This window comes from Mesorhizobium sp. WSM4308, from assembly GCF_002294905.1.
Lineage (GTDB): Bacteria > Pseudomonadota > Alphaproteobacteria > Rhizobiales > Rhizobiaceae > Mesorhizobium.
Genome location: NZ_NSFW01000020.1, coordinates 124316 through 145286, shown reverse-complemented (window position 1 = coordinate 145286; position 20971 = coordinate 124316). Strand labels below are relative to the sequence as shown.

Sequence of the window (20971 nt, the reverse complement as noted above, 5' to 3'; positions counted from 1 at the left end):
GTCTCAGACGGTGACGACGTTTTGCAACCGCTTCAGCAGCGGAAGCAGCCCGGCCGGGTCGGGTCGGATTGTGTAGTCCGGGCTCACCTCCGCGTAGACGATGATGCCATCGCGCCTGATCACGAACCGCGCCGGCATCGGCAAGGTCCATGACGGGTCTTCGTTGATGGCAGGCAGATCGACGCCGAAGCTCTTGTAGAGCGCGATCAGATCGTCGGGCAGGCGGAAGCGCAGGCCAAAGGCGCTGGCGACCTCGCCGTTCGGATCGCTCAGCATCGGGAACGTTACCTGCTTGTCGCGCTTGGCCTTGCGACCGTTCGCCGGTGATTGTGGGGAGATGGAGACCAGTTGCGCGCCGGTGGCGTTGATTGCCGGCCAGGTTTCCTCCAGTGCGCCAAGTTCGATGTTGCAATAGGGGCACCAGACACCGCGGTAGAAGCTGAGCACCAGCGGACCGAGCGCCAGCAGGTCGGCCGACGAAACGAGGCCGCCGTCAGCCTCCATCAATGTGAAGGTCGGCGCGACAGCACCGACCCCCAAGGCGCGGGCGGCCTGACCGGAAGCGAGAAGCTCGGCGGTGGCGCGATGCATGATCTCGACCGCCTGTCTGGGCGCCTTCTTGCTCTCAAAGTCGGCCTTGAAGGCATCAAGCTTGTCTTGAAGCGACATGGAATTACTCCGAAGATTTCTCACCGCTCTCACAGCGGCGGAAACGTCCTCGCCTATTTCCCAAAACAGGGGTAGCCTGCCGGAAAGGATAGCAATCATTCGGAAAATGGATGGCTGACCGGCTCCAGGAACTTGAAGTGTTTGTTCGGGTGGCGGAGCGTGGCAACCTTTCACAGGTCGCCCGCGAAATCGGGCTGTCGCAGCCCTCAGTGTCGCGGATTCTGAACGATCTGGAGGGGCGCATCGGCGCCCGCCTCCTCGTCCGCACCAGCCGGAAGGTCGGGCTGACCGAGGCGGGGCATGGTTATCTTGGACAGGTCCGGCCGCTGCTTGCCGAGCTTGGGGCGGCGGCCGATACCGCGGCCGGGAATGAGGAGTTGCGCGGGCTGCTGCGCGTCGAGCTGTCCGTCACTTTCGCCGTGCGCGCGCTCATTCCGCGGCTGCCCGGCCTTCTTGCCGAGCATCCCAACCTCTCCATTGAACTTATGATGGACGATCGCAGGCGAAGCCTTGTCGAAGAAGGCGCCGATGTCGCGGTCAGGCTCGGTCTACTCGACAGCTCCAGCCTGATGGTGCGCAAGGTCGGGCAGACGCCGCGACTGCTCGTGGCCTCACCGGACTACATTGCACGGCGCGGTTTGCCGCAAAGCCCTGGCGATCTGGTTCAGCACGAGGTCATCTTCGGCCCCTCCGACAGCACCGGCGCTACTTTTCAAGAACTGATCGGCCCGGAGGCCAACTTTACTCTGCCGGAAAGCCCGCGCATCCGGGTATCGAGTTCAGCCGGCGTCACCGCCTGCGTGCTGGCCGGGCTTGGCGTGGCCTTCGGTTCCGGCTGGATGTTCAATGCCGAACTCTCGGACGGCCGCCTTCGCCGGCTGCTGCCGGAGTTTCCGCTACCGACCATCCCCATCCATGTCCTGTTCCCGGCCGGGCGCCAGCCGAGCAAACGGGCAAGAGGGTTTGCCGATTGGCTAAGCAGATCGCTCGGTTCGTCATGACTCTAGATTGTCAGAGTCTTGATTGTCTTGCCGCCGGCGGCCATTCGCACCATGGTGCAGGCCACTTTGCTGAAAACGACTTATTGCGTTAATCTTCGAATATGCACCGTCGCTGATAGCCATTTCGCTGAGGGGGCGAAAATTCATGGAGATGCAGCAGGTCCGCTATTTTCTGGCCCTGTCCAACACGCTTAATTTCACCCGAGCAGCGGAAGAGTGCAATGTCACGCAGCCGGCCCTGACGCGTGCCATCAAGACCCTGGAAGACGAGTTGGGCGGGGAGCTGCTTCGGCGCGAGCGCCAGCATTCCCATCTGACCGAGCTTGGCCGGCGCATGCTGCCCCTGCTACAACAATGTTACGATGCTGCCACCTCCGCAAAATCCCTCGCCAAGGCCGTGCAAAGCAGCGACGTAGCTTCTCTCAACGTCACCATTTCCAATAGCGTCAACATAGCGCTGCTGGTTTCACCGTTCACCGAGCTTTTCCGGGCCTACCCCGGAGTGCATCTCAAGATTAGTCGCGGCTCGCCGACCGCTGTTATCGACGCCCTCAAGAACGGCGAGGTCGAACTGGCGGTTGCCGGTCCGCTGGGACAGGCGTGGGATCGGCTCGACGCATGGCCGCTTTTCCAGGAAGGGATCGAACTCGTCGTGAACTCCGATCACCCTCTTGCCCGCCGAAACGAGGCGGACGTCGCGCTGAGCCAGTTGGCCGCAGAGCCCGTGCTCAGTCGGATCGACTGGGAAACGAGCGAAGATCTGTCGCGCGGTCTCTCAGCCAGAGGAATTTCGCCTCGCACCGCACATGAGGTTGAAACCGATCAGGACCTGTTGGCGCTGCTGGAAGCCAATGCAGGCGTTGGCTTTGTCTCCACAACTGCACCCCGCTCGCCCAACGTCCGCCGACTCAAGCTGCGTGATCTGGATGTTTCGCGGATCGTCGCCGTCTACGCTGTCGCCGGTCGACATCGCTCACAGGTGGCCATGACGCTCCTCAACCTCCTGCGATCGACCGACTGGTCGACGTTTGGCGTCAGCGAGCCCGCCTGAGCGCCGCGATCAAGTCGTCGATGTCCATCCGCCGACGGTAGTCGGGATCGACGAACCGATCTGTGATGGTGCCATCAGTTCCAACGACGAAAGTAGCAGGGATCGGCAGGAACCAGCTGCTGTTGCCCTGATAGTTCGGCAGATCGAGGCCGAGGCCCATCAACCGCTCCATCTCGGCTCCCACCCAGATCGCGAGGTTGAGGGACAAAGCGTAGCCATTGTCCATGTCCGTCAGGAAAGGAAACTGAGCACCAACCGAGGCCTTCATTGCCTTTGCGAATTTGCGCCGCTCCGGCATGATCACCACGACCTGGCCGCGCAGCGTCGTAATCTCCTGTTGGGCTTCGACGATGCCGATCGCATTCAGGCGGCAATAGGGACACCAATGTCCGCGCTGAAACGTAATGACGGCCGGCCCGTGGCTAAGGATTTCAGATAGGCTCACGAGCCTGCCCTCGTCATCAGGCAGCAGGAATGCGGGCATGACATCGCCGGGGGCGGGAGCACTTGCACCAGCTCCCTGTTCCCTGAGGCGCGCCACGAGCCGGTCAACCGCGTCAGCGAACTCCGAGTTCAGTCTGCGCACTGCGCTCGCGATCACCGCCAGCCTCTCGTTGAGAGGCGCATCGAGTTCGATGGCAGCCTGGACGGACTGTTCAAATGTCATTGGCTGGTCGTCGGCGGCCATTTCTGCACTTTCGCAATTTCCATGCAGCCTAACATTGAAGCCCCACGGAGACGGCCATGTTTTTCTTGCATGGAGTCGATGCCCTGCGTGCATCGAAGCTATCCGGATTCATCTTCCGTTCGGTATTGCGGCTCGAATCGTTACAGCAGATTTCCTGACTTCCGAAGCGGAAGTCTGAAAGCGGCAGCCAGGCATCGCGTGTGGCTACTGTCACAGCCATCCCAGCACCACCGCCACCGAGGATCGCGACATCATATTTTTTCACCGTCCCGGCCTACCGAGATTCAATGCAATTTGACCCGCGGTTTGGTGCGGTGCGACAGGATACCCACGATCGTATCCCGCATGGTCTTGAAGGTCCCGTGCACCGCCTTGAGATGCATCTTGTAGAGTGAATGATACATCAGCCGGGCAAGCAAACCCTCGACCTTCAGTCCGCCCACCAGGCTGCCAAAGGTGCCGTAGTCGGCCAGTGAAACGAGAGAACCGTAGTCGCGGAAACGGAACGCCGGCGCTGCCTGCCCTTCGAGGCGTGCCGCGATCACCTTGACTATATGATCGGCCTGCTGATGGGCCGTCTGGGCGCGCGGCGGCAAGGGGCCCTCGCTGCCTGGCAATACACAACTCGCGCAGTCGCCGATCGCAAACACATTTTCGTCTGCCTTTGCCCGCAGCGTCTCATCCACGACCAAGCGGTTGATGCGATCGGTATCGAGGCCATCGAGCCTTTTCAGAAAATCTGGCGCCTTGATCCCGGCGGACCACACGACGAGTTCGGCCGGCACGAACAGCTTCTCTCCAAGCCTGATACCGTCTTCTGTCACTTCGGTGACCTTGATGCCGCATCGGATCTGAACGCCGAGATCTACAAGCCGGTGCGCAGAAGAGCGCGCAAGGTGTTCCGGCAAAGCCGGCAGGATGCGCGGTCCCGCCTCGACGATGGTGATGCGGATCAGCCTCTCGAAATCGATGTTGTCGAGATTGTGCGAGGCGATTTCCCGCATCGACTTGTGCAACTCGGCGGCCAGTTCAACGCCGGTGGCTCCGGCGCCAACGATGATGCAATGGAGCTGGCCCGGTGAGAGCTGCTCGTATTGCGCATTGGCACGCAGACAGGCGTCGACCATGCGCCTGTTAAAGCGGGTGGCCTGGCCTGCGGTATCGAGCGCGATAGCATGACGCGCCGCTCCTGGCGTGCCGAAATCGTTGCTGACGCTGCCCACGGCCAGCACCAGCGTGTCGTAGCCTAGCACGCGTGGCGGGATGATCTGTCTGCCATCGTCGTCGAAGCTCGGCGCCACAAAAACTTGGCGCTTGGCGCGGTCGATGCCGACGACTTCGCCGATCCGGAAGCGATAGTGGTGGGTGCTGGCATGTGCGATGTATTCCACCGCATCGTTCGACGGGTTCAACGTGCCCGACGCCACCTCGTGCAGAAGTGGCTTCCAGACATGTGTGCGGTTGCGATCGACAAGTGTTACGGAAAGCCGCCGCTTGCCGAATTTGCTGCCAAGCCGCGTTGCCAATTCGAGTCCGCCGGCACCACCGCCGACGATGACTACGCGATGCCGTGAACTGTCGGCGTGAGATGGCGTCTCCGGTAGCGTGCGGAAAAGCGCGGCATTGTTGGCAAGCACAGCTTCCGGAACCAGCCGCATCCCTGGAGTGATGATCTGCATCAATATTCTCCGTCTTTCTTCTCGGCGCCGCGATCGAACCGATCATTCTTGCGATTCGTGGATGACGATGCCCTGCAGCATGTCGACGTCGCATTCCCACGGCTTCTCCGAGAGGACGCGCCGGCCATGTTCGTATCCCGCCTGCCAGCGCGTGCGGATGCCGGCGCGCGTGAAGTCGATGTCCTTGGTGTGATCCTCGCCGTCCAGGCGTGGCGAAAGCAGCCGAACAAGGTGCATAACCGAAGGACAACCGTAGGAAGCAAGTTCCTTGAACATCGGATCCTCGCGCCGTTCCTCTGGAACCAGCTTTCCTATTTCGCGCACGACGTGCCGCAGACGATGCAGTTGCTCCTGACGGGCAACATGGCTCCGGCCCCGGCTGGCGTATTGAAGGTCCTTTTGCCGGCCCATGACCTGCCAGATCGATTTCGGCTCGGTGGCGCGCGGCTGCCACATGTTGACGGCAAAGATCAGCGAGTCGCGCCTTGGACGCTCGTCCAGCACGACCTCGATGGGCGTGTTCGAATAGATGCCGCCGTCCCAGTAAGGCTCGCCGTCGATACGGACCGCCGGAAAGGCCGGCGGCAAGGCGCCCGACGCCATGATGTGCGCTGCCGACAAGGTCATCTCTCGGGTGTCGAAGTATTTGAGTTCACTGGTGTTGACGTTGACTGCGCCGACCGTCAGGCGGGTATGGCGCCCGTTGAGATAATCGAAGTCGATCAGGTCATTCAGCGTCCTCTTGAGCGGATCGGTCGTGTAATAGGAGGCGTTCTCGACGCCCACTTCGCGGTTCACTCCGAACATGGCGCCTGGATTCGGTTCGAAGAATCCCGGTATCCCCCGCATGACGGTGCCCATATTGGCGAAGACATTGCTTGGCACCATCATTCGAAAAAACTCATCGAGAGGGCTGATACGGCTGACGCCTTCCCAGAACTCCTGAAGCCTCGCCAGCCGAACCGTTGGATCGTTCCCGGCAATCAAGGCCGCGTTGATAGCGCCGATCGAGGTGCCGATGACCCAATCCGGCTCGATCCCGCCTTCGACGAGCGCCTGGTAGACACCGGCCTGATAGGCACCCAGGGCGCCACCGCCTTGCAGCACCAACACCGTTTGCCGCTGAACGGAAGCATCGGCCGGATGGGTGACCTCCGGCAAAGGTTCGGCGATCGGAGGATTTCGGGTGATCCTGTTCATGGTTCTTGCTCCTCGTTGCCGGTTCAATGGGCCGTCCAGCCGCCTTCGATCGGGATGATGGCGCCGGTGATCGAGGCCGCATCAGTCGAGGCGAGGAACAGGCAGAGCGCCGCGACCTCGGCCACGGTGACGAACTGCTTGGTCGGCTGGGCCGCCAGGAGCACATCCTTGATCACCTGCTCCTCGGTGATACCGCGGGCCTTGGCCGTATCCGGTATCTGCTTTTCGACCAGCGGTGTGAGCACGTATCCCGGGCAAACCGCATTGACGGTGATGCCCTGTTCGGCGACCTCCAGCGCAACCGTCTTGGTCAGCCCGGCAATGCCATGCTTGGCGGCGACATAGGCGGATTTGTAGGGCGAGGCCACAAGGGCGTGGGCCGACGCAACGTTGATGATGCGGCCCCATTTGCGTTCTTTCATAGCCTGCAGCGCACGCCGGATCGTGTAGAAGGATGACATCAGATCGATCGCCACGACTGCTTCGAATTTCTCGACCGGAAAGTCATCGATAGGCGCGACATGCTGGATGCCGGCATTGTTCACGAGGATGTCGACCGCGCCGAACTCGGCGATTGCCTTGTCCATCATCGCGGTGATTGTGCTGCCCCTGCTCATATCCGCACCGTCGTAGCGAACAGGCACCCCATGGTCCGCGGCAAGTCTTGCCCGCAGCAACTCAATCTCGCCGGGATCGCCGAAGCCGTTTAAGACGATATTGCAGCCCTTCGCGGCGAAGGCTTCGGCAATGCCTTGCCCGATGCCGCTGGTCGAGCCCGTGATCAGTGCCGTCTTTCCTCTGAGCATCGTTGTTTCCTTCGATTGGAACCGCAGCCAAAATGGCCCGCAAAACGCTGCGAGCACGGGCCCTGGGCCCGGGTCTCGAGTTCTGGACCAAGTATGGCGGGCAGCTGGAGACAGCGGAAATGCCGTTGAGACATGGATTCGATAGCCGACGGTCAGATCGTCAACCTGTCGCCTGGGACATCATCACCAGATCGGGTTGTTTGACGTCGGGGCAACTAGTAAGATCACGCGGCAACGTGGGTCGTCCCGCATGCCAGCCGCTGGGGAGCTCGCAGTGGAGATCAGCCAGGTAAGATATTTCTTGGCCGTCGCCAAGGAACTGAATTTCACCAGGGCAGCAGAGCTGTGCAACGTTACGCAGCCGGCACTGTCACGCGCGATCAAGCTGCTCGAATACGAGTTCGGCGGCGCGCTTTTTCACCGCGAGCGACGCTTTACACATCTGACGGAACTTGGTCGCATGGTCGAGACCTATCTCGAAGGCGTTTTCGAGAACTCCCGGCAGGCAAAGGAGATCGCCGAGCAATATGTGCACCTTAAGAAAACGCCTCTCCGGGTCGGCATCATGAGCACGATAGCTCCGGATGAAATCATCGAACTCATCTCGTCCGTGCGCACACACCATCCCGGCGTTGAGCTTCATCTATGCGATGCCGATGCACCGAGCTTGCGACGACGGCTGCTCGGAGGCGACCTTGAGGCGGCTATTTACGCGCTGCCGTCAAATGTGCCCGATGAGGAAGTTCACTCCTTGCCGTTGTTTCAGGAACAGATGGTGATGGCTGTTCATCTCAACCATCGCTTGGCCAACCAGCCCAGCGTTCGGGTGACGGATATGAGCAATGAGACCTACATCCATCGCAACAATTGTGAATTTGCCGGTTATGCCGACGCCATTCTTTCCGAGCAGGGCGTCACGGTCAGTCCTGTTTACTGGAGCGATCGTGACGATTGGACGCTCGCGATGATCGCCGCCGGGCTTGGTTTCGGGTTCATGCCTGAGCATACCGCCAAGCACCCCGGAGTGGTGCCGTTGCCGATCACCGATCCGGAATTCTGGCGCGAGGTCAATCTCGTCACGGTGCGCGGCCGCAGGCATTCGCCGGCGGTTGGCGCGCTCGTGCGCGAGGCCACGCAGAAGAAGTGGTTCGGCGAGCGTGCAAAGGCGTTATCCGCCGCGGAATAGCCTCTGCGCGCAAACGCGTTCTTTCGCATGCCGGAGCACGGGATCTCCGGTACGTGTCCAGGCTCAGTTCTTCCTGATCGTCGAGGTCACGGACTGGATGACCTCCGTCGCCATCTTGAACTGCGGCGAGCGGTCGGTGATACCATGGCGCTTGGCGATCCAGTCGAAGTCGCTATAGGCGGCGTAAACCGCACCATCCGCTGTCTGGTAGACCAGCACGCGCACCGGCCAGTCGAGGCCGGCTTCCGGATTTGACGTGATGAAGGTCGTCCCAAGCGCCGGATTGCCAAACATCACCAGCCGCGACGGCCTGACATCGTTGCCGGCATTCTTGCCAAGTCTTGCCTGGTCGATGACGCCAAAGAACTTGATGCCCTTCTTGAGAACATCCCTCTTGATGCGCGCGACCGTCTCGCCGACGGAATAGTCGCTCTTCACCGTCACAACGCCATCAGAAGCGGCGGCCGGGATGACGGCAGCTATCAGGATGGCGGCTCCGGCAATCACGGTTTTCAGGGAGTTGGTCATGTCAGTCTCCTTTGTTGGATAGCCATTTTCGGTTCTGGGTGTCACGTTTTTGAGGGTTGCAGCACGCGCGCCACTGCGATCGCACCCGCAAGGAAGGCGGCGAGCACGGCCACGCATGCGGTCCACCCGACTCGGTCGTAAATCTGTCCGATGACGAAGCTGCCAGCGAGCCCACCCGCGTAGTAGGAGGCCAGGTAGATGCCGCTCGCGGCGGTGCGATCACGCGAGGCGGTCCGGCTGACATGTCCGGTAGCTATCGCTTGCGCCAGGAAGGTTCCCATTGCGACCAACGCCATCCCTGCAAGGACGATCGGCAGGCTGGTCGTGAGCAACAGCAGCAGCCCGGCGATTGCCATCGCAAGCGTTGCACCGATGCCGATCCTCGGGCCGCGACCGGCCGTGACACGCCCGGCGAGTGGCGTGGTCAACATCGATGGCAGGAAAACGAAATAGATCAGTCCCAGTGCCATCGGCGACAGCGACAGCGGCGGGGCAACAAGCTGGAAATTCACATAAGTGAAGGTTCCTATGAAGACGAAGAGGATCAGGAAGCCGATTGCGAAACAAGCGCGCAGTTCGGCATTTTCCAGCGGGCCCTTCCAGGACGCACGGACAGTTTGACCGATCGTATCGGCGCGCGTCGTTGCGGAGGTCTTTTGCAGCGTGTGCCAGACGAGCGCCGCGCCAAATAGATTGAGGGCCGCGAAGGTCAGGAAGTTGGTGGAGATGCCGAACGTGTCGGCGACGGCGGCCGACATCAGGCGTCCGAAAAAGTTGCTGGCGACGTTGCCCGTCACATAGGCGGCAAGCGCACTCGTCGTCTGCCGCGCGGAGAAATGCTCGGCCAGGTAGGCCATCGTCAGCGTGAACGCGGTCGACATGCACAGGCCTTGCGCCACGCGCAAAAAGGCGAAGACGACGATGCTGTCTGTTTGCGAAAGCAGCGTCGTTGGGATGGCAAGGATGGCGAGGCTGATCCAGATGCCATTGCGGCGATCTATGCCGCGCCCGAACAGAGCGATGGCGATCCCGGCTACCGCCATGCCGAACGTGCTGGCATTGACGGCGAAGCCCATGGTCGCGCGGCTGACGCCGAATTTTATCACCAGTGAGGGCAGTATTGCTTGGGTGGCGAACAGATCGACAAGCGTAAGAAATGCGATCAACGCAACAAGGCCAAAACGCCAACTGTCGGCGGCCACCGTGTGCAGCCGCGCCGTCTCTGTCTGTTCACTGGTTGTCATGACGGGGCTCCGTGGCCGGACGTCCCCAGGAGATCACCCCGAGGACGCGCTTTCGGTTGCTGATGTTGGAATCTGTTCGCCGCGCCGAGCGGCTCACATCATGTGGTCTTCGTGCATTGCCGGCGGCAGGACGTCGGCTGAATACAGCACCGCCGGCACCTTGCCGTTGTTCTTCCACCAGTGAGCGAGCTGGCCGAACTCGGCGGTCACGTCGCCTGCCGGATGCTCGATGCCGACCTTGCAGGTGCTGCGATATTCGGTGATCGAGCCTTCGACGACGATAATGTTGGCTGGGCGGACATTGTGCTCATGCCACGGCACGACGCCGCCCGGCTGCACGACGAGCTTGCGCAGGCGCAGCATATTGCCTTTCCAGGCCTCGCCCTTGCTGCTCAGATCGATCGCGGAGAGAACCGTGTCGACGACGCCGACCGGCTTGCTTGGATGTTCCTGGATGTCGGTCGTGGCGGCCTGGCCGGCTGGGCAGTCGCCGGCGAAGGCCGGAGCAGCGGAAAAGGCAGCAGTTGCTGAAAGCAGCCCGACCGCAAACGCGAGGTTGAGTTTCTTGATGGCCATCTTGTATTTCTCCTTTGTCGGTGCCCAAACGCGGGAGGCGGGGCATGACAGGGAGAGTGATCGGAGCCGCGAAGAAAGAGAAATGCTGACTGGCTTTCGATTCGATACCTGAAAACTATCGTGGACCATCAGACTTGCATGTGAGGCACACGCGGCAAACCGCCTCGCGCGATCCTCTAATTCTTCGATTTTGCTTCAGGCAGCGGTCTTTTGGATCGCCTGGACAATCGCGCTCTCAGGCCAGCCATGCGCCTTGACGCTGTTTACGAAAGCCGATGCCGCAGGCGAGAACCTGCGGCCCGCAACGACAACCAGGGATACTTCCCGCCAGACCTCAGGATCAATGACGGGACGGACCTGCAACCCTGGAATCACCGCGCTGAATTCGGGGATGAAGCAGATGCCCAGTCCTCCGGACACCATATTCTGGATCCAGTCCTCGCGTTCGCTGGCGTAGGAGATCCTGAGCTTCACACCCCGATCCGTGCACAGGCCGGCGAGGTGATCGCGATACTCGCAATTGAGACGTCTGAGATAATTTTCGCCATCGAGTTCGGAGATGGCCACGTTGTCATTGCGAGCCAGCCGATGGCCGTTTGGAAAGGCGAGGACAAAGCGCTCGCGATAAAGCGGTGTGACGTCGAAGCGGTCCGGGAAGCTGTCGCTTGACGCCATGATGGCGACGTCGATCTCGCCGGACTCCAGAAGTTGGGATAGCGACGCCGGCACGCCCTCAACCAGTTGCAGCTGGATGCCCTGTTGCCGCCGATTGAAGTCGGTCAGCAAGCCGGTGAAGCGACGCGGGCCGATGGTGCACATGACACCGACCTTGAGGTTGGCGTTTTCCAGGCACAGGAACCTCGATGCCTCCTGCCTCACTCCTGTCAGTTCGTCGAGTATCTGCTGAAAACGGGGGCGAAGAAGCACACCCAGGTCGGTCAGGTGGGTCAAGCTTCGTTCACGACGAAACAGCAACCCTCCGACCTCTTCCTCGAGCTGCTGGATGGCGCGAGACAGCGCCGGCTGAGTGACGTTGCACTTTTCGCCTGCCCGCGTGAAGTTTCGTGTCTCGCACACGGCCAGGAAGTAGCGGATGTGGTGAATGTCCATGCCGATTTGTCCCGAGTTGCATACGAGGCTGTTCGTGCGTCGGAGACTGCAGCAAGGCTCGCTTTGGCGCCAATGCACTGCGGCTATAAAGTCGATAGCGGTCCGTCATGGCGCCCGTGACGGTGCGCGCGGCGGACAGCTTGTGTTGCTGACACGCTCCTCTTTGTGCTGAAGGCCCGCCGGCGACCGTCTTGGCCTCCGTTCCGAAGCGAGATCGCGGGATTCTCGCCAGCCTGGCAAAACCTTGCAGTGCGCAAGGGATTGCAGCCAATGCAATCTCCCTATGGAGTTCATGCCACCTTGGCATTTCGCTAATGGAGGATCATGCGGCAGTGTCTCCATCGAACGCCCTGCCTGGCGTTTCGGGAGGAGACCCAAGATGCAAATCCAGGCCACAACCGACGAAGCCTTCATTGCCGGTGCAAGACCCGCGATGGAAGACCGCCAGCTTATCGACATTACCCTGGCAAGCGAGGCGCACGGCGCATTTGTCTGGGGCGTTCTCGATCGCTTGCTGGATGAACCTCGCCTTTCCTTCCGCAGCATCACCGCATCCGGTTTCGGAGGCATGGAAGCAGCGGTTCTTGCCTACGGACTTGCTTTGGGCGGCAGGCGTGGGGCAAAGACGGCGCTTACCAATTTCTGGCGGCGCGTCAGCCACGCATCGATGTCTGTGGCCGCGATAGCCAATCCATTGAAATCGATCCTGGAGCAGTCGATCGACATTGCCGAATTGCACAAAAATAGCTGCCAGTTGAAGCTCAACATCCTGGCTTCGAATGCCAGCACCGACACCGTGACGATTTTCTCCGGCGACCAGTTGTCGATCGACGCGATCCTGGCGGGAGCGACAGTCCCATTCCTCTTTCCGGCCGTGGAAATCAACGGCGATACCTATTGGGGCGAAGGCGATTTTTCGGCATTGCCGCCGATGCAGCCGATCGAGGCTGGGCATTGGCTCATCGTCAGCGGCAAACCCTCCGGTTGCATGACACCTTGTGCGGCTTACCGCCCCGCCGCGAATGCCGTGAACCCAGCATCTGTCCTCTTCGACAGTCATCACAGAACAAGCGCTGCCCTGTTTACCAGGCCTTGGACCGACTGGGGCGAATTGACCGACATGCGTGACCGCGGACGGCAGCGAGCCGAGGACTGGCTTCTCGCCGACCACTCGACCTCAAGTGAAAGCTCCGTCGTCGACAGCAAAAATCGATACGTCTAGGCGCCTCCCTCCGCCTGGCCGCGCCTGCTTCGCCCGCTCACGAACGCAGGCGCCAAGCCCTCCGGTTCCCCGCCGGAGGGCTTTTGCTTGGCAGGGGCTTCAACATAGTGACCGCGTATCAATTCCATGCCGAGACAGCATTTCAGCTCGGCTGCCGGATCAGGGACACTGCTTGCAGACAGGCCGCAAGGTCGGTCTTTCCCTCGAAACGCAACCAGGAGACACGTCTGTGATCAACACCAAGACCCTCATCGGATCGGCCCTCGCGGCCGCCACTTCGCTTGCGACAACTGCAGCCTATAGCGGCCCGGCTGCCAAGCCCGCCTTCGCCTTCGAAAAGTGCTACGGCGTCGTCAAGGCTGGCCAGAACGACTGCCAGACCGCGACGCATTCCTGCGCCGGCACCTCCACCGCCGACAACCAGCCGGATTCGTGGCTCTACGTGCCCGCCGGCAGCTGCGCCAAGATCGCTGGCGGCAGCGACAAGCCAAAGGCCTGACCGATCAGACTTCGAGCCAACCCCCTTGGAAGGAGCAGACCGATGTCCCGTGCATTTCAGCGCCTCTCGATCCCCCCATCAGCGGGCATCGGTCTTCGCTCACCCCACATCAGCGAGATGCTGATCCGCAGACCCTCCGCTGGCTGGCTCGAAGTGCATGCCGAGAACTACATGGGCCACGGCGCCGGCGTCGAGGCGTTGGACCGACTGCGCCAGATCTATCCGCTATCGGTTCATGGCGTTGGCCTCTCGCTGGGCAGCGCGCGAGGGGTGGACCGCGATCATCTGGAAAGGCTGCGCAAGGTCTGCGAGCGCTTCCAGCCCGATCTCGTCTCGGAACATCTGGCCTGGAGCGTGGCCGACGGCGCCTACCTGAACGACCTGTTGCCGCTGCGCTATGACGAAGAGGCGCTGGCGATCGTGGCGCGCAATGTCGAGACTGTCCAGGGCGCTCTGGGGCGGCAGGTGCTGATCGAAAACCTGTCCGCCTATGTCGCGTTTGCAGACTCCTCCATGAATGAAGCTGAATTTCTGGCCGAACTGGTGGCGCAAACGGGCTGCGGCCTGCTGCTGGATGTCAACAATGTCCAGGTTTCGGCGCACAACCTCCAATATGATGCAAAAGCCTTCATCGATGCGCTGCCAGTAGAGGCTATCCGTGAGATCCATCTTGCCGGACATGCGACCAATCACGTCGGGGCCGACACCGTCCTCATCGACGATCATGGCTCGCGCGTGCCACCGGTTGTCTGGACGCTCTACCAGCATGCCATAAGTCGGCTTGGACCGCGCCCTACCCTGATCGAATGGGACACTGATGTTCCTGTTCTCGATGTGCTGCTCGGCGAAGCGATGTGGGCCGACATGCTTTCCGCTTCGATCATGTTCAACCGCAAGCAGGCCGCAAGGCAGGCCGTCCCGACCATGGTCCTGCCAGTGTCCAGCCTGCCAACTTTCGAAAGCACGCGAACCAGCATGCCTGTGCTTGCGGCATTTGCCGCCGCCAGAACAAGGCCGGCGATGCCCGTCGCCTTGCCGACAATCGGGGGAGGATATCATGCTGCCGCTTGAACATCTGCAGACCATCGTGGCGCGCTCGGTGCTGGCCATGGAGCCTCTGATCGACGCAAAAATGCTCACCGCCGGCAAGGCCGACCCAATGGCTCGCCTGCGCATCTACCAGAACAACACACGCAGTTCTTTGACTGCCGTGCTGATGGCGGTGTTCCCCGTTACGGCCCGCCTCGTCGACGAACGTTTCTTCCGCTTCATGGCGAGCGAGTTCATTCGACGGCATCCGCCGGTGGAGTCACGCCTGGCGCGATATGGCGCGGGCTTCCCTCGCTTCCTGAAGACCATCGACACCCTGTCCGACATGCCGATCGTCGCCGAAACGGCGCGGCTCGAATGGGCCATTGCCGAAGCGCTCGATACAGCTTCGCTGTCGGCCCGCAGTCTCTCAGAATACGACAGCACCGACCTTGGCCTGTCGCCGGATTTCCTGCTCCAGCCCTCACTGCGACTGATCGTCTCGCACTGGTCGATCCTATCGGTATGGATGGAGCATCAAAAGGAGACGGCGGCCGATGAAAAAATCACCTGGACAAGGCGCCCCGAACGCGTGGCGCTGTGGCGATCGGGGAACTACGTGCGGCTTTTTCTGCTCGACCGCGCGAGCTTCGCCTTCTGGCATTCGCTGAAGCACGGCTTCGGCCTTGAGCATGCCGCTGGTCGCGCCTTGGCGCTCGACCCGGCCTTCGACCTGGTTTCAGCGCTTGTGCGTCTTTTCCGCGACAGGCTCGTCACCGACGTGCGCGTCCCGGTGCTCCCCCTCTCAAACTGAAGGACACGATCATGACTGCGATACCGGAATATTCCACCCCTCGCCCTGCCGGCCTTGTTGGTCTTTACCGACGAGTGATCAAGTTGCCGGAGCATGTCCCATTTTCACTGGTCCAGCTCGCAGCTCGAGTCGCGATTGCGCATGTCTTCTGGCAGTCTGCACAATCGAAGCTGGCGTCCTGGCCGGTGACGCTGCAGCTGTTCGCCAGCGAATACAATCTACCCCTCATCGATCCGTCGATCGCGGCGCCGCTGGCGACAACGGCAGAGATCACCGGGGCGGTGCTGCTTTTCCTGGGGCTGTTCTCGCGTCTCGGCGCGCTGATGCTGCTCGGCGTTGTTTCAGTGATCGAGATCTTCGTGTTCCCGGAGAACTGGGCCGAGCATCTGCTGTGGGCCTCGCTGTTGCTGCTCGTTCTAACACGGGGCGCCGGCGTCCTTTCGCTCGACTACGTCGCAGAGCGGACCTTTTCAGCGTCTAGAAAATGACTGAGGAAGCACGGTGCGCATCCGAGGCTCGCCGACTTCCAGACACCTATGTCCTGAAATCCATGTGAATTAGGGCTCGTGCAGAAGACAACCTCGACCATCAATGGCGGGTGGCCATCACTCATGCTTTGGCGGCGCGAGGGCTTTTCGCAAACGCGGGGCTACGAAATCAAGAAAGAATCGCATCTTGAGTGGCAAAAGCCCCTGGCCTGCATGGACGAGGCTGACCGCCATGGGTTCCGGTTCGAACTGTTCAAGAACGGCCACCAACTTTCCTTGCGCGATCGCCTTTGCCGCCTGATAGGAGAGCACCCTGGTGACGCCTACACCTGCCACGGCCGCGTCGACTGCGGCTTCAGCCGTATTCACTGAAAGGCGTGAGCGAATAGCTACGGTCTGCTCGACATTCGAGCCTGGCGTGGCAAAACTCCAGGATGTGGCGGACGCCAGAACATCGAAGGTGACGCAAGAAACTCCAGCAAGATCGGCCGGCGCCTTTGGCACGCCATGGTCACCCAAATAGGCCGGACTGCCGCAGACAACGCGACGCACGGATCCTACCCGCGTAGCCACCATGCTGCTGTCTGGCAAAGGGCCAATCCGCACAGCCATGTCGACATGATCGTCGACGAGATTCACATTGCGGTCTGACAACAACAACCGGACATTGATGTCCGGAAAGTGCGACAAGAAATCATTTATCGCCGGCAGCACATGCAGTCGTCCGAATACGACCGGAGCCGTAATGATCAGATCGCCCTTTGGCGCGTTGTATTCACCAGATGCGGTTCTCTCCGCCTCGCCCACCTGCTCCAGAATTCTCTTGCAGGCGGCGACATAGGCGGCTCCGCTGTCGGTCAAGATGAGCCGGCGTGTCGATCGGACGAGCAATCGGGTGTGCAAATAGGCCTCCAACTCCGCAACTTTGCGACTGATCGTTGGAAGGGGTGTTCCAAGTTTGCGCCCTGCAGCGGAGAGACTGCCGGTTTCGGCCGCGGCGATCAGAATTGACATGGCTTCGAGGCGGTCCATGCGCAAGCCCTTCCACATATTGAGAGGCCATATCTCCAAGTTATCCAATACTCTCGTCTTCTGGAAGATAATAGGTAGCACCTGTCGCACCGACATCATCGAACAGGAGAGCTATAAAATGTCGCGCATTGCCATCCCGACCCGTGAAGCAGCCCCGACCGCCTCGCAACCCATTCTAGACGCCGTGAACAAGCAGCTTGGCGTCGTTCCCGGCCTTTTCCGCCTCGTATCCATAAGCCCTGTCGCTCTGGCGGGCATGACCAGCCTGTCCGGCGCGCTCACCAGAGCACTGGACGTGAAAACCCGCGAGCGCATTGCATTGGCTGTTGCCCAGGTGAACGGCTGCGACTACTGCCTGTCCGCTCATACCTATCTCGGCCTTAACCTGGCAAGGATCAGCCCCGAGGAGATCGCGCTTAACCGCAAGGGCAAGTCGAGCGATTCGACGGCTGACGCGGCGGTGCATTTCGCTGCCAGGGTGGCGGAGACCCGCGGCAAGGTAACGGACGCCGACATAGCGGCCGTGAAATCGGCAGGTTTTACCGAGGCTCAAGTCATCGAGATCGTCGCCATCGTAGCCGAGAACTTCCTGACCAATCTCATCAACAATGTCGCCGAGACCGATATCGACTTTCCCGTCGTTCTCGCCGCCGAAGCCGCCTGACCGACCCCGCTCCCACATTACGCCCGGTCCGCCGGCTAAGGTGGGCAGGGCGATTTCGGTGGTCTCGTCGAGACTCCCGCAGCGGCGGTAACGATGCCGTGAGGCTGTAACGGTCGGTCCCATGGGCGAATAAGAGGTCGTCTCCCTAGCCCGCCGTGGCGGGCTTTTTTCGGATAGCGCCGAACTCAGGCACGCCGCCCACAGAAAGGTATACCGGTAATGCATCTCCGTGGAATTATCACGAGAACTAAACTCTCCTCGTCCACCGCGGCAGCCGGATGGGCGCCGTTGCCGATAAGGTTGATCGTGGGCTTTGGCTTCCTTGCCCATGGCTATGCCAAACTCAGCAGAGGGCCGGGAAGCTTTGGCGTCGTACTTCAAACACTTGGTGTCCCAGAGCCTCAAGCGCTAGCATGGTTGACAACGCTGGTTGAACTTGTCGGCGGCGGTGCTGTCCTAGCGGGCGCATTCATTCCGCTCGTTAGCGTGCCGATGGCTATTGTGCTTTTGACTGCATTGTTCACGGTCCATTCCCAGTATGGATTCTTCTCGGTGAAATTTGCTGAGGTGACGGCCGAGGGGATCCGGTTCGGGCCTGTCGGCTACGAAATCATCCTGCTTTACCTAGCCGGCCTTGCAACGCTTGCAGTAGGCGGTCCTGGCCCTTTGTCGCTTGAGACGGTCTTGTCTCGAACCAAGGGAAATGAGCGCTCGAAATGACCACCCTTGCCCAACCCCAGCACGATCTTTCTGCAATTGAGATCGACGCCTTCGAAGACAGGATCTACGCCTACAACCGGGTAGCTGTCGGGCGTGATGACGCTTCAGGGCCCTGGTTTTGTGATCCGCGACGCGGTTGGACGTATCGTCGGCGTTGCAACGGGATTTTCCTGGGCAGACACTTCCGAACTCAAACAGATGTGGATCGACGAGGCGCATAGGGGACGTGGCTATGCGCGAGCGTTGTTGAACGCCTTCGCGGCCGAGGCCGAAGCTCGAGGCGTTCGGCGGATTTGGGTGCAGAGCCATGATTTCCAAGCCAGGAGTGTATGAAAAATCCGGCTTCGTGCGCGTAGCTGAGTTTGCGGATTGGCCCGAGGGACACTCAAACGTCATTCTCTGCAAAATACTTGAAGAGCCGACTGCAACCCAATGACCCCCATCCGAATTGCGCAAGACCCTGACGCGGAAGCACTACCCGATATCGAACAGTCGGCGGGTGAAGCTTACCGTGGGATCGAGGAGCTTGCCTGGATTGCCGATGGCGATAACCAGACAGTCGAGCGCCACCGTGAACTCATCGCCAAGGGCACGTGCTGGGTCGCGGCGGAGCTCGACGACCCGCCGATCGCATTCCTGAGCGCGGAGATCCAGGATGACACGCTGCACATCTGGGAACTTGCCGTGCGCCTTGATCGACAACGCTTGGGTATCGGACGCGCCTTGCTAGAAAAGGCCATTGCGGATGCGAGGCGTCGCTGCCTTGTCGCTCTTACTCTGACGACCTTCCGAGACGTGATCTGGAACGCGCCATTCTACCAAAAGCTGGGTTTTCGGGTGATGGATGATGCGCAGGCCGGAGAGCGGCTTCGCCAGGTGCTGCGCCGAGAGGTCGAACACGGAATGCCGGCAAGCCGACGTTGCGCCATGCGCCTTGTTCTTTCTGAAACTTGAGCGCCTTAGCATGAAGATTCACATCCCTTTGACGCGATGAGCCAGGCGCCCCCTGAGCTAGCACATTCGCTCCGATGCTCTGCCGACGTATAGGCCCGCTCTCGCTGAGAATTCCAAGGCATCGGTCACGTTCCTGTGAAGCTGTAACAGTCAATCGCTACGGGGCGAATAGCGGACTGTTATGGCGAGGCCTTCCCCGGCGACGGATATGGCTTGTCGCCCATGGCAAGTGTTTGGGATCGAGCCGGAGGAGAAAGCCGATGCTAAAGCGCAATCAGGAAAAACTGCCCGACCAGGAAAAGCTGGAGGCCCTGCTAGGAAGGATGGTCGGCGATCTCGGTGCCATCACCACCGGGGCGGCGGTCCTGCTGGGAGACAGGCTCGGCCTTTCGCGGCAATGAGCGCGGGCGGCAAGATGACCGCCGCACAGCTCGCCAAAAGGACCGACACGCAGGAGCGGCTGGTCCGCGAATGGCTCTCGGCGCAGGCGGCGGCAGGCTATGTCGAATATGACGAGGTGGGCGACAGCTTCTACCTCAGCCCCGAGCAGGAGCAGGTCTTCGTCAACGAGGACAGCCCCGCCTTCATGGCCGGCGCCTTCGAGGTCGTCTCGGCGCTGTGGCTCGACGAGGAGAAGGTCAGACAGGCGTTTCGCTCCGGCAACGGCCTCGGCTGGCACGATCACAGCGCCTGCCTGTTTCGCGGCACGGAACGGTTCTTCCGGCCCGGCTACAACGCCAATCTGATCGGCTCCTGGTTGCCAGCGCTCGATGGCGTGGTCGAGAAGCTGGAGCGAGGCATAGACGTCGCCGATGTCGGCTGCGGCCATGGCGCCTCTACCGTGCTGATGGCCAAGGCCTTCCCGAACTCGCGCTTTACCGGCTTCGACTATCACACCCCGTCGATCGAGCGCGCCCGCGCCGCCGCGAAAGAGGCGGGCGTCGCCGGCAACACCCACTTCGAAGTTGCGGCAGCCAAGGATTTCCCAGGCACCTACGATCTCGTCGCATTCTTCGACTGCCTGCACGACATGGGCGATCCGGAGGGTGCTGCCAAGCATGTGCACAACGCGCTCAAAGCGGATGGCACCTGGATGATCGTCGAGCCCTTCGCCCACGACCAGCTCTCGGCGAACCTCAACCCGGTCGGCCGCATCTATTACGCCGCCTCGACCTTCATCTGCACGCCTGCCTCGCTTTCGCAGGAGGTTGGTCTCGGCCTCGGCGCCCAGGCGGGCGAGGCCAAGCTGCGCAAGGTGGTGTCGGGCGGCGGGTTCAAGCGGTTCCGCCGCGCCACCGAAACCCCGTTCAACATGGTTCTCGAGGCACGCCCATAAGGCTGGCCAAGCAAGAGAGTCTTCGCAATCGATTGGAGGAAGGCATGACTGCTTACAACGTCGTTCGGTTCCGCACCAAGCCGGGCAAGGAACAGGCATTCATCGATGCACACAAGAAAGCGAGCCTCGACGCCACGGGCTTCCGAAAGGCCGCTCTGATCAAGACCGGCGACCGGACCTTCTGCGTCGTCGGTGAATGGAACGACTTGGACAGCCTCGCGGCGGCACGGCCCCAGATGATCGGCCTTTTGGACACCATGCGAGACATGCTGGAGGATCTCGGCGGCGACCTTGGCATGACCGATCCTGTCTCCGGAACGGTCGTCGCCGATATCAGGGCCTGAAGGGGCCTGGCTGCGGGCTTGGTGTGCACCCCCCTCGACCGCTTATGTGGGGGCCGGTCCATCAAAATCAGTGAGCGACGCACGAATTACTGGAGTGCGCTGAGCCTTCGACGTATAGGCTGTCGTGAGGC

General features: G+C 61.0%; 24 protein-coding genes and 1 pseudogene. 14 read left to right on the top strand and 11 right to left on the bottom strand.

Going from position 1 to position 20971, the window contains the following annotated elements; translation table 11 throughout:
- Positions 1-3 precede the first annotated feature (3 nt).
- Complete coding sequence (locus tag CK227_RS30245) at positions 4-669, bottom strand: peroxiredoxin-like family protein (protein ID WP_095775307.1); 666 nt, start codon at positions 667-669, stop codon at positions 4-6.
- Between the two features lie 110 nt (positions 670-779).
- On the opposite strand from CK227_RS30245, the gene CK227_RS30240 reads away from it, so the two are divergent.
- Both CK227_RS30240 and CK227_RS30235 read left to right on the top strand, forming a co-directional pair.
- Positions 780-1670, top strand: a complete 891-nt coding sequence (locus CK227_RS30240; protein WP_095775306.1) for a LysR family transcriptional regulator — start codon at positions 780-782, stop codon at positions 1668-1670.
- A gap of 145 nt (positions 1671-1815) precedes the next feature.
- On the top strand, positions 1816-2721 hold the full coding sequence (locus tag CK227_RS30235) for a LysR family transcriptional regulator (RefSeq protein WP_095775305.1): 906 nt from the start codon (positions 1816-1818) through the stop codon (positions 2719-2721).
- On the opposite strand, the gene CK227_RS30230 is transcribed toward CK227_RS30235, so the two are convergent.
- The 5 genes from CK227_RS30230 to CK227_RS30215 are packed head-to-tail and all read right to left on the bottom strand — an operon-like array spanning position 2705 to position 7094.
- Entirely contained in the window at positions 2705-3409 is a 705-nt protein-coding gene (locus tag CK227_RS30230; RefSeq protein ID WP_095775304.1) for a peroxiredoxin-like family protein, read from the bottom strand. The two genes, CK227_RS30235 and CK227_RS30230, sit on opposite strands and share 17 nt — an antisense overlap.
- Before the next feature lie 28 nt (positions 3410-3437).
- Positions 3438-3674 (bottom strand): hypothetical protein, encoded by a 237-nt coding sequence (locus CK227_RS36430; protein ID WP_142877456.1) that lies wholly within the window; start codon positions 3672-3674, stop codon positions 3438-3440.
- Positions 3675-3693: 19 nt separating this feature from the next.
- On the bottom strand, positions 3694-5088 hold the full coding sequence (locus tag CK227_RS30225; protein WP_095775303.1) for an NAD(P)/FAD-dependent oxidoreductase: 1395 nt from the start codon (positions 5086-5088) through the stop codon (positions 3694-3696).
- 42 nt (positions 5089-5130) lie between these two features.
- Complete coding sequence (locus CK227_RS30220) at positions 5131-6288, bottom strand: patatin-like phospholipase family protein (RefSeq protein ID WP_095775302.1); 1158 nt, start codon at positions 6286-6288, stop codon at positions 5131-5133.
- A gap of 23 nt (positions 6289-6311) precedes the next feature.
- A complete protein-coding gene (locus CK227_RS30215; protein ID WP_095775301.1) occupies positions 6312-7094 on the bottom strand; it encodes a 3-hydroxybutyrate dehydrogenase in 783 nt (260 codons plus the stop codon).
- A gap of 250 nt (positions 7095-7344) precedes the next feature.
- Here CK227_RS30215 and CK227_RS30210 point away from each other — a divergent pair, with 250 nt between their 5' ends.
- The gene (locus CK227_RS30210) at positions 7345-8280 is read left to right on the top strand and encodes a LysR family transcriptional regulator (RefSeq protein WP_280951250.1); all 936 of its coding nucleotides are present in this window, start codon (positions 7345-7347) and stop codon (positions 8278-8280) included.
- A gap of 63 nt (positions 8281-8343) precedes the next feature.
- Here the strand turns inward: CK227_RS30210 and CK227_RS30205 are convergent, their stop codons facing one another.
- The 4 genes from CK227_RS30205 to CK227_RS30190 form a co-directional block, all read right to left on the bottom strand.
- Positions 8344-8808: a DUF302 domain-containing protein gene (locus tag CK227_RS30205; RefSeq protein ID WP_095775299.1), complete on the bottom strand. Its 465-nt coding sequence runs from the start codon at positions 8806-8808 to the stop codon at positions 8344-8346.
- A 41-nt stretch (positions 8809-8849) separates the two neighbouring features.
- The gene (locus CK227_RS30200; protein WP_095775298.1) at positions 8850-10052 is read right to left on the bottom strand and encodes an MFS transporter; all 1203 of its coding nucleotides are present in this window, start codon (positions 10050-10052) and stop codon (positions 8850-8852) included.
- A gap of 93 nt (positions 10053-10145) precedes the next feature.
- Complete coding sequence (locus CK227_RS30195; protein WP_095775297.1) at positions 10146-10628, bottom strand: cupin; 483 nt, start codon at positions 10626-10628, stop codon at positions 10146-10148.
- Positions 10629-10823: 195 nt separating this feature from the next.
- The gene (locus CK227_RS30190) at positions 10824-11738 is read right to left on the bottom strand and encodes a LysR family transcriptional regulator (protein WP_095775296.1); all 915 of its coding nucleotides are present in this window, start codon (positions 11736-11738) and stop codon (positions 10824-10826) included.
- 379 nt (positions 11739-12117) lie between these two features.
- Here CK227_RS30190 and CK227_RS30185 point away from each other — a divergent pair, with 379 nt between their 5' ends.
- From CK227_RS30185 to CK227_RS30165, 5 genes are all read left to right on the top strand, one after another.
- Entirely contained in the window at positions 12118-12960 is an 843-nt protein-coding gene (locus CK227_RS30185) for a hypothetical protein (RefSeq protein WP_095775295.1), read from the top strand.
- Positions 12961-13189: 229 nt separating this feature from the next.
- On the top strand, positions 13190-13459 hold the full coding sequence (locus CK227_RS30180; RefSeq protein WP_095775294.1) for a DUF2282 domain-containing protein: 270 nt from the start codon (positions 13190-13192) through the stop codon (positions 13457-13459).
- Positions 13460-13501: 42 nt separating this feature from the next.
- Positions 13502-14530 carry a DUF692 domain-containing protein gene (locus tag CK227_RS30175; protein WP_095775293.1) on the top strand — a complete coding sequence of 343 codons (1029 nt, stop codon included), beginning with the start codon at positions 13502-13504 and terminating at the stop codon, positions 14528-14530.
- Positions 14531-14546: 16 nt separating this feature from the next.
- Complete coding sequence (locus CK227_RS30170; RefSeq protein WP_245318308.1) at positions 14547-15302, top strand: DNA-binding domain-containing protein; 756 nt, start codon at positions 14547-14549, stop codon at positions 15300-15302.
- 11 nt (positions 15303-15313) lie between these two features.
- Positions 15314-15790: a DoxX family protein gene (locus CK227_RS30165; protein ID WP_095775291.1), complete on the top strand. Its 477-nt coding sequence runs from the start codon at positions 15314-15316 to the stop codon at positions 15788-15790.
- A 117-nt stretch (positions 15791-15907) separates the two neighbouring features.
- Here CK227_RS30165 and CK227_RS30160 read toward each other — a convergent pair whose 3' ends face one another.
- Positions 15908-16822 (bottom strand): LysR family transcriptional regulator, encoded by a 915-nt coding sequence (locus CK227_RS30160; RefSeq protein WP_095775324.1) that lies wholly within the window; start codon positions 16820-16822, stop codon positions 15908-15910.
- A gap of 118 nt (positions 16823-16940) precedes the next feature.
- On the opposite strand from CK227_RS30160, the gene CK227_RS30155 reads away from it, so the two are divergent.
- From CK227_RS30155 to CK227_RS30130, 6 genes and pseudogenes are all read left to right on the top strand, one after another.
- The gene (locus CK227_RS30155; RefSeq protein ID WP_095775290.1) at positions 16941-17486 is read left to right on the top strand and encodes a carboxymuconolactone decarboxylase family protein; all 546 of its coding nucleotides are present in this window, start codon (positions 16941-16943) and stop codon (positions 17484-17486) included.
- Between the two features lie 288 nt (positions 17487-17774).
- Positions 17775-18206, top strand: coding sequence for a DoxX family protein (locus tag CK227_RS30150; protein ID WP_245318307.1), 432 nt, complete (start codon positions 17775-17777; stop codon positions 18204-18206).
- Between the two features lie 96 nt (positions 18207-18302).
- Complete coding sequence (locus tag CK227_RS37555; protein WP_245318306.1) at positions 18303-18539, top strand: GNAT family N-acetyltransferase; 237 nt, start codon at positions 18303-18305, stop codon at positions 18537-18539.
- Positions 18540-18638: 99 nt separating this feature from the next.
- The gene (locus tag CK227_RS30140) at positions 18639-19160 is read left to right on the top strand and encodes a GNAT family N-acetyltransferase (protein WP_095775288.1); all 522 of its coding nucleotides are present in this window, start codon (positions 18639-18641) and stop codon (positions 19158-19160) included.
- 260 nt (positions 19161-19420) lie between these two features.
- A pseudogene (locus CK227_RS30135) lies at positions 19421-20496 on the top strand (class I SAM-dependent methyltransferase).
- A gap of 44 nt (positions 20497-20540) precedes the next feature.
- On the top strand, positions 20541-20840 hold the full coding sequence (locus tag CK227_RS30130; RefSeq protein ID WP_095775287.1) for an antibiotic biosynthesis monooxygenase: 300 nt from the start codon (positions 20541-20543) through the stop codon (positions 20838-20840).
- Positions 20841-20971: the final 131 nt, after the last annotated feature.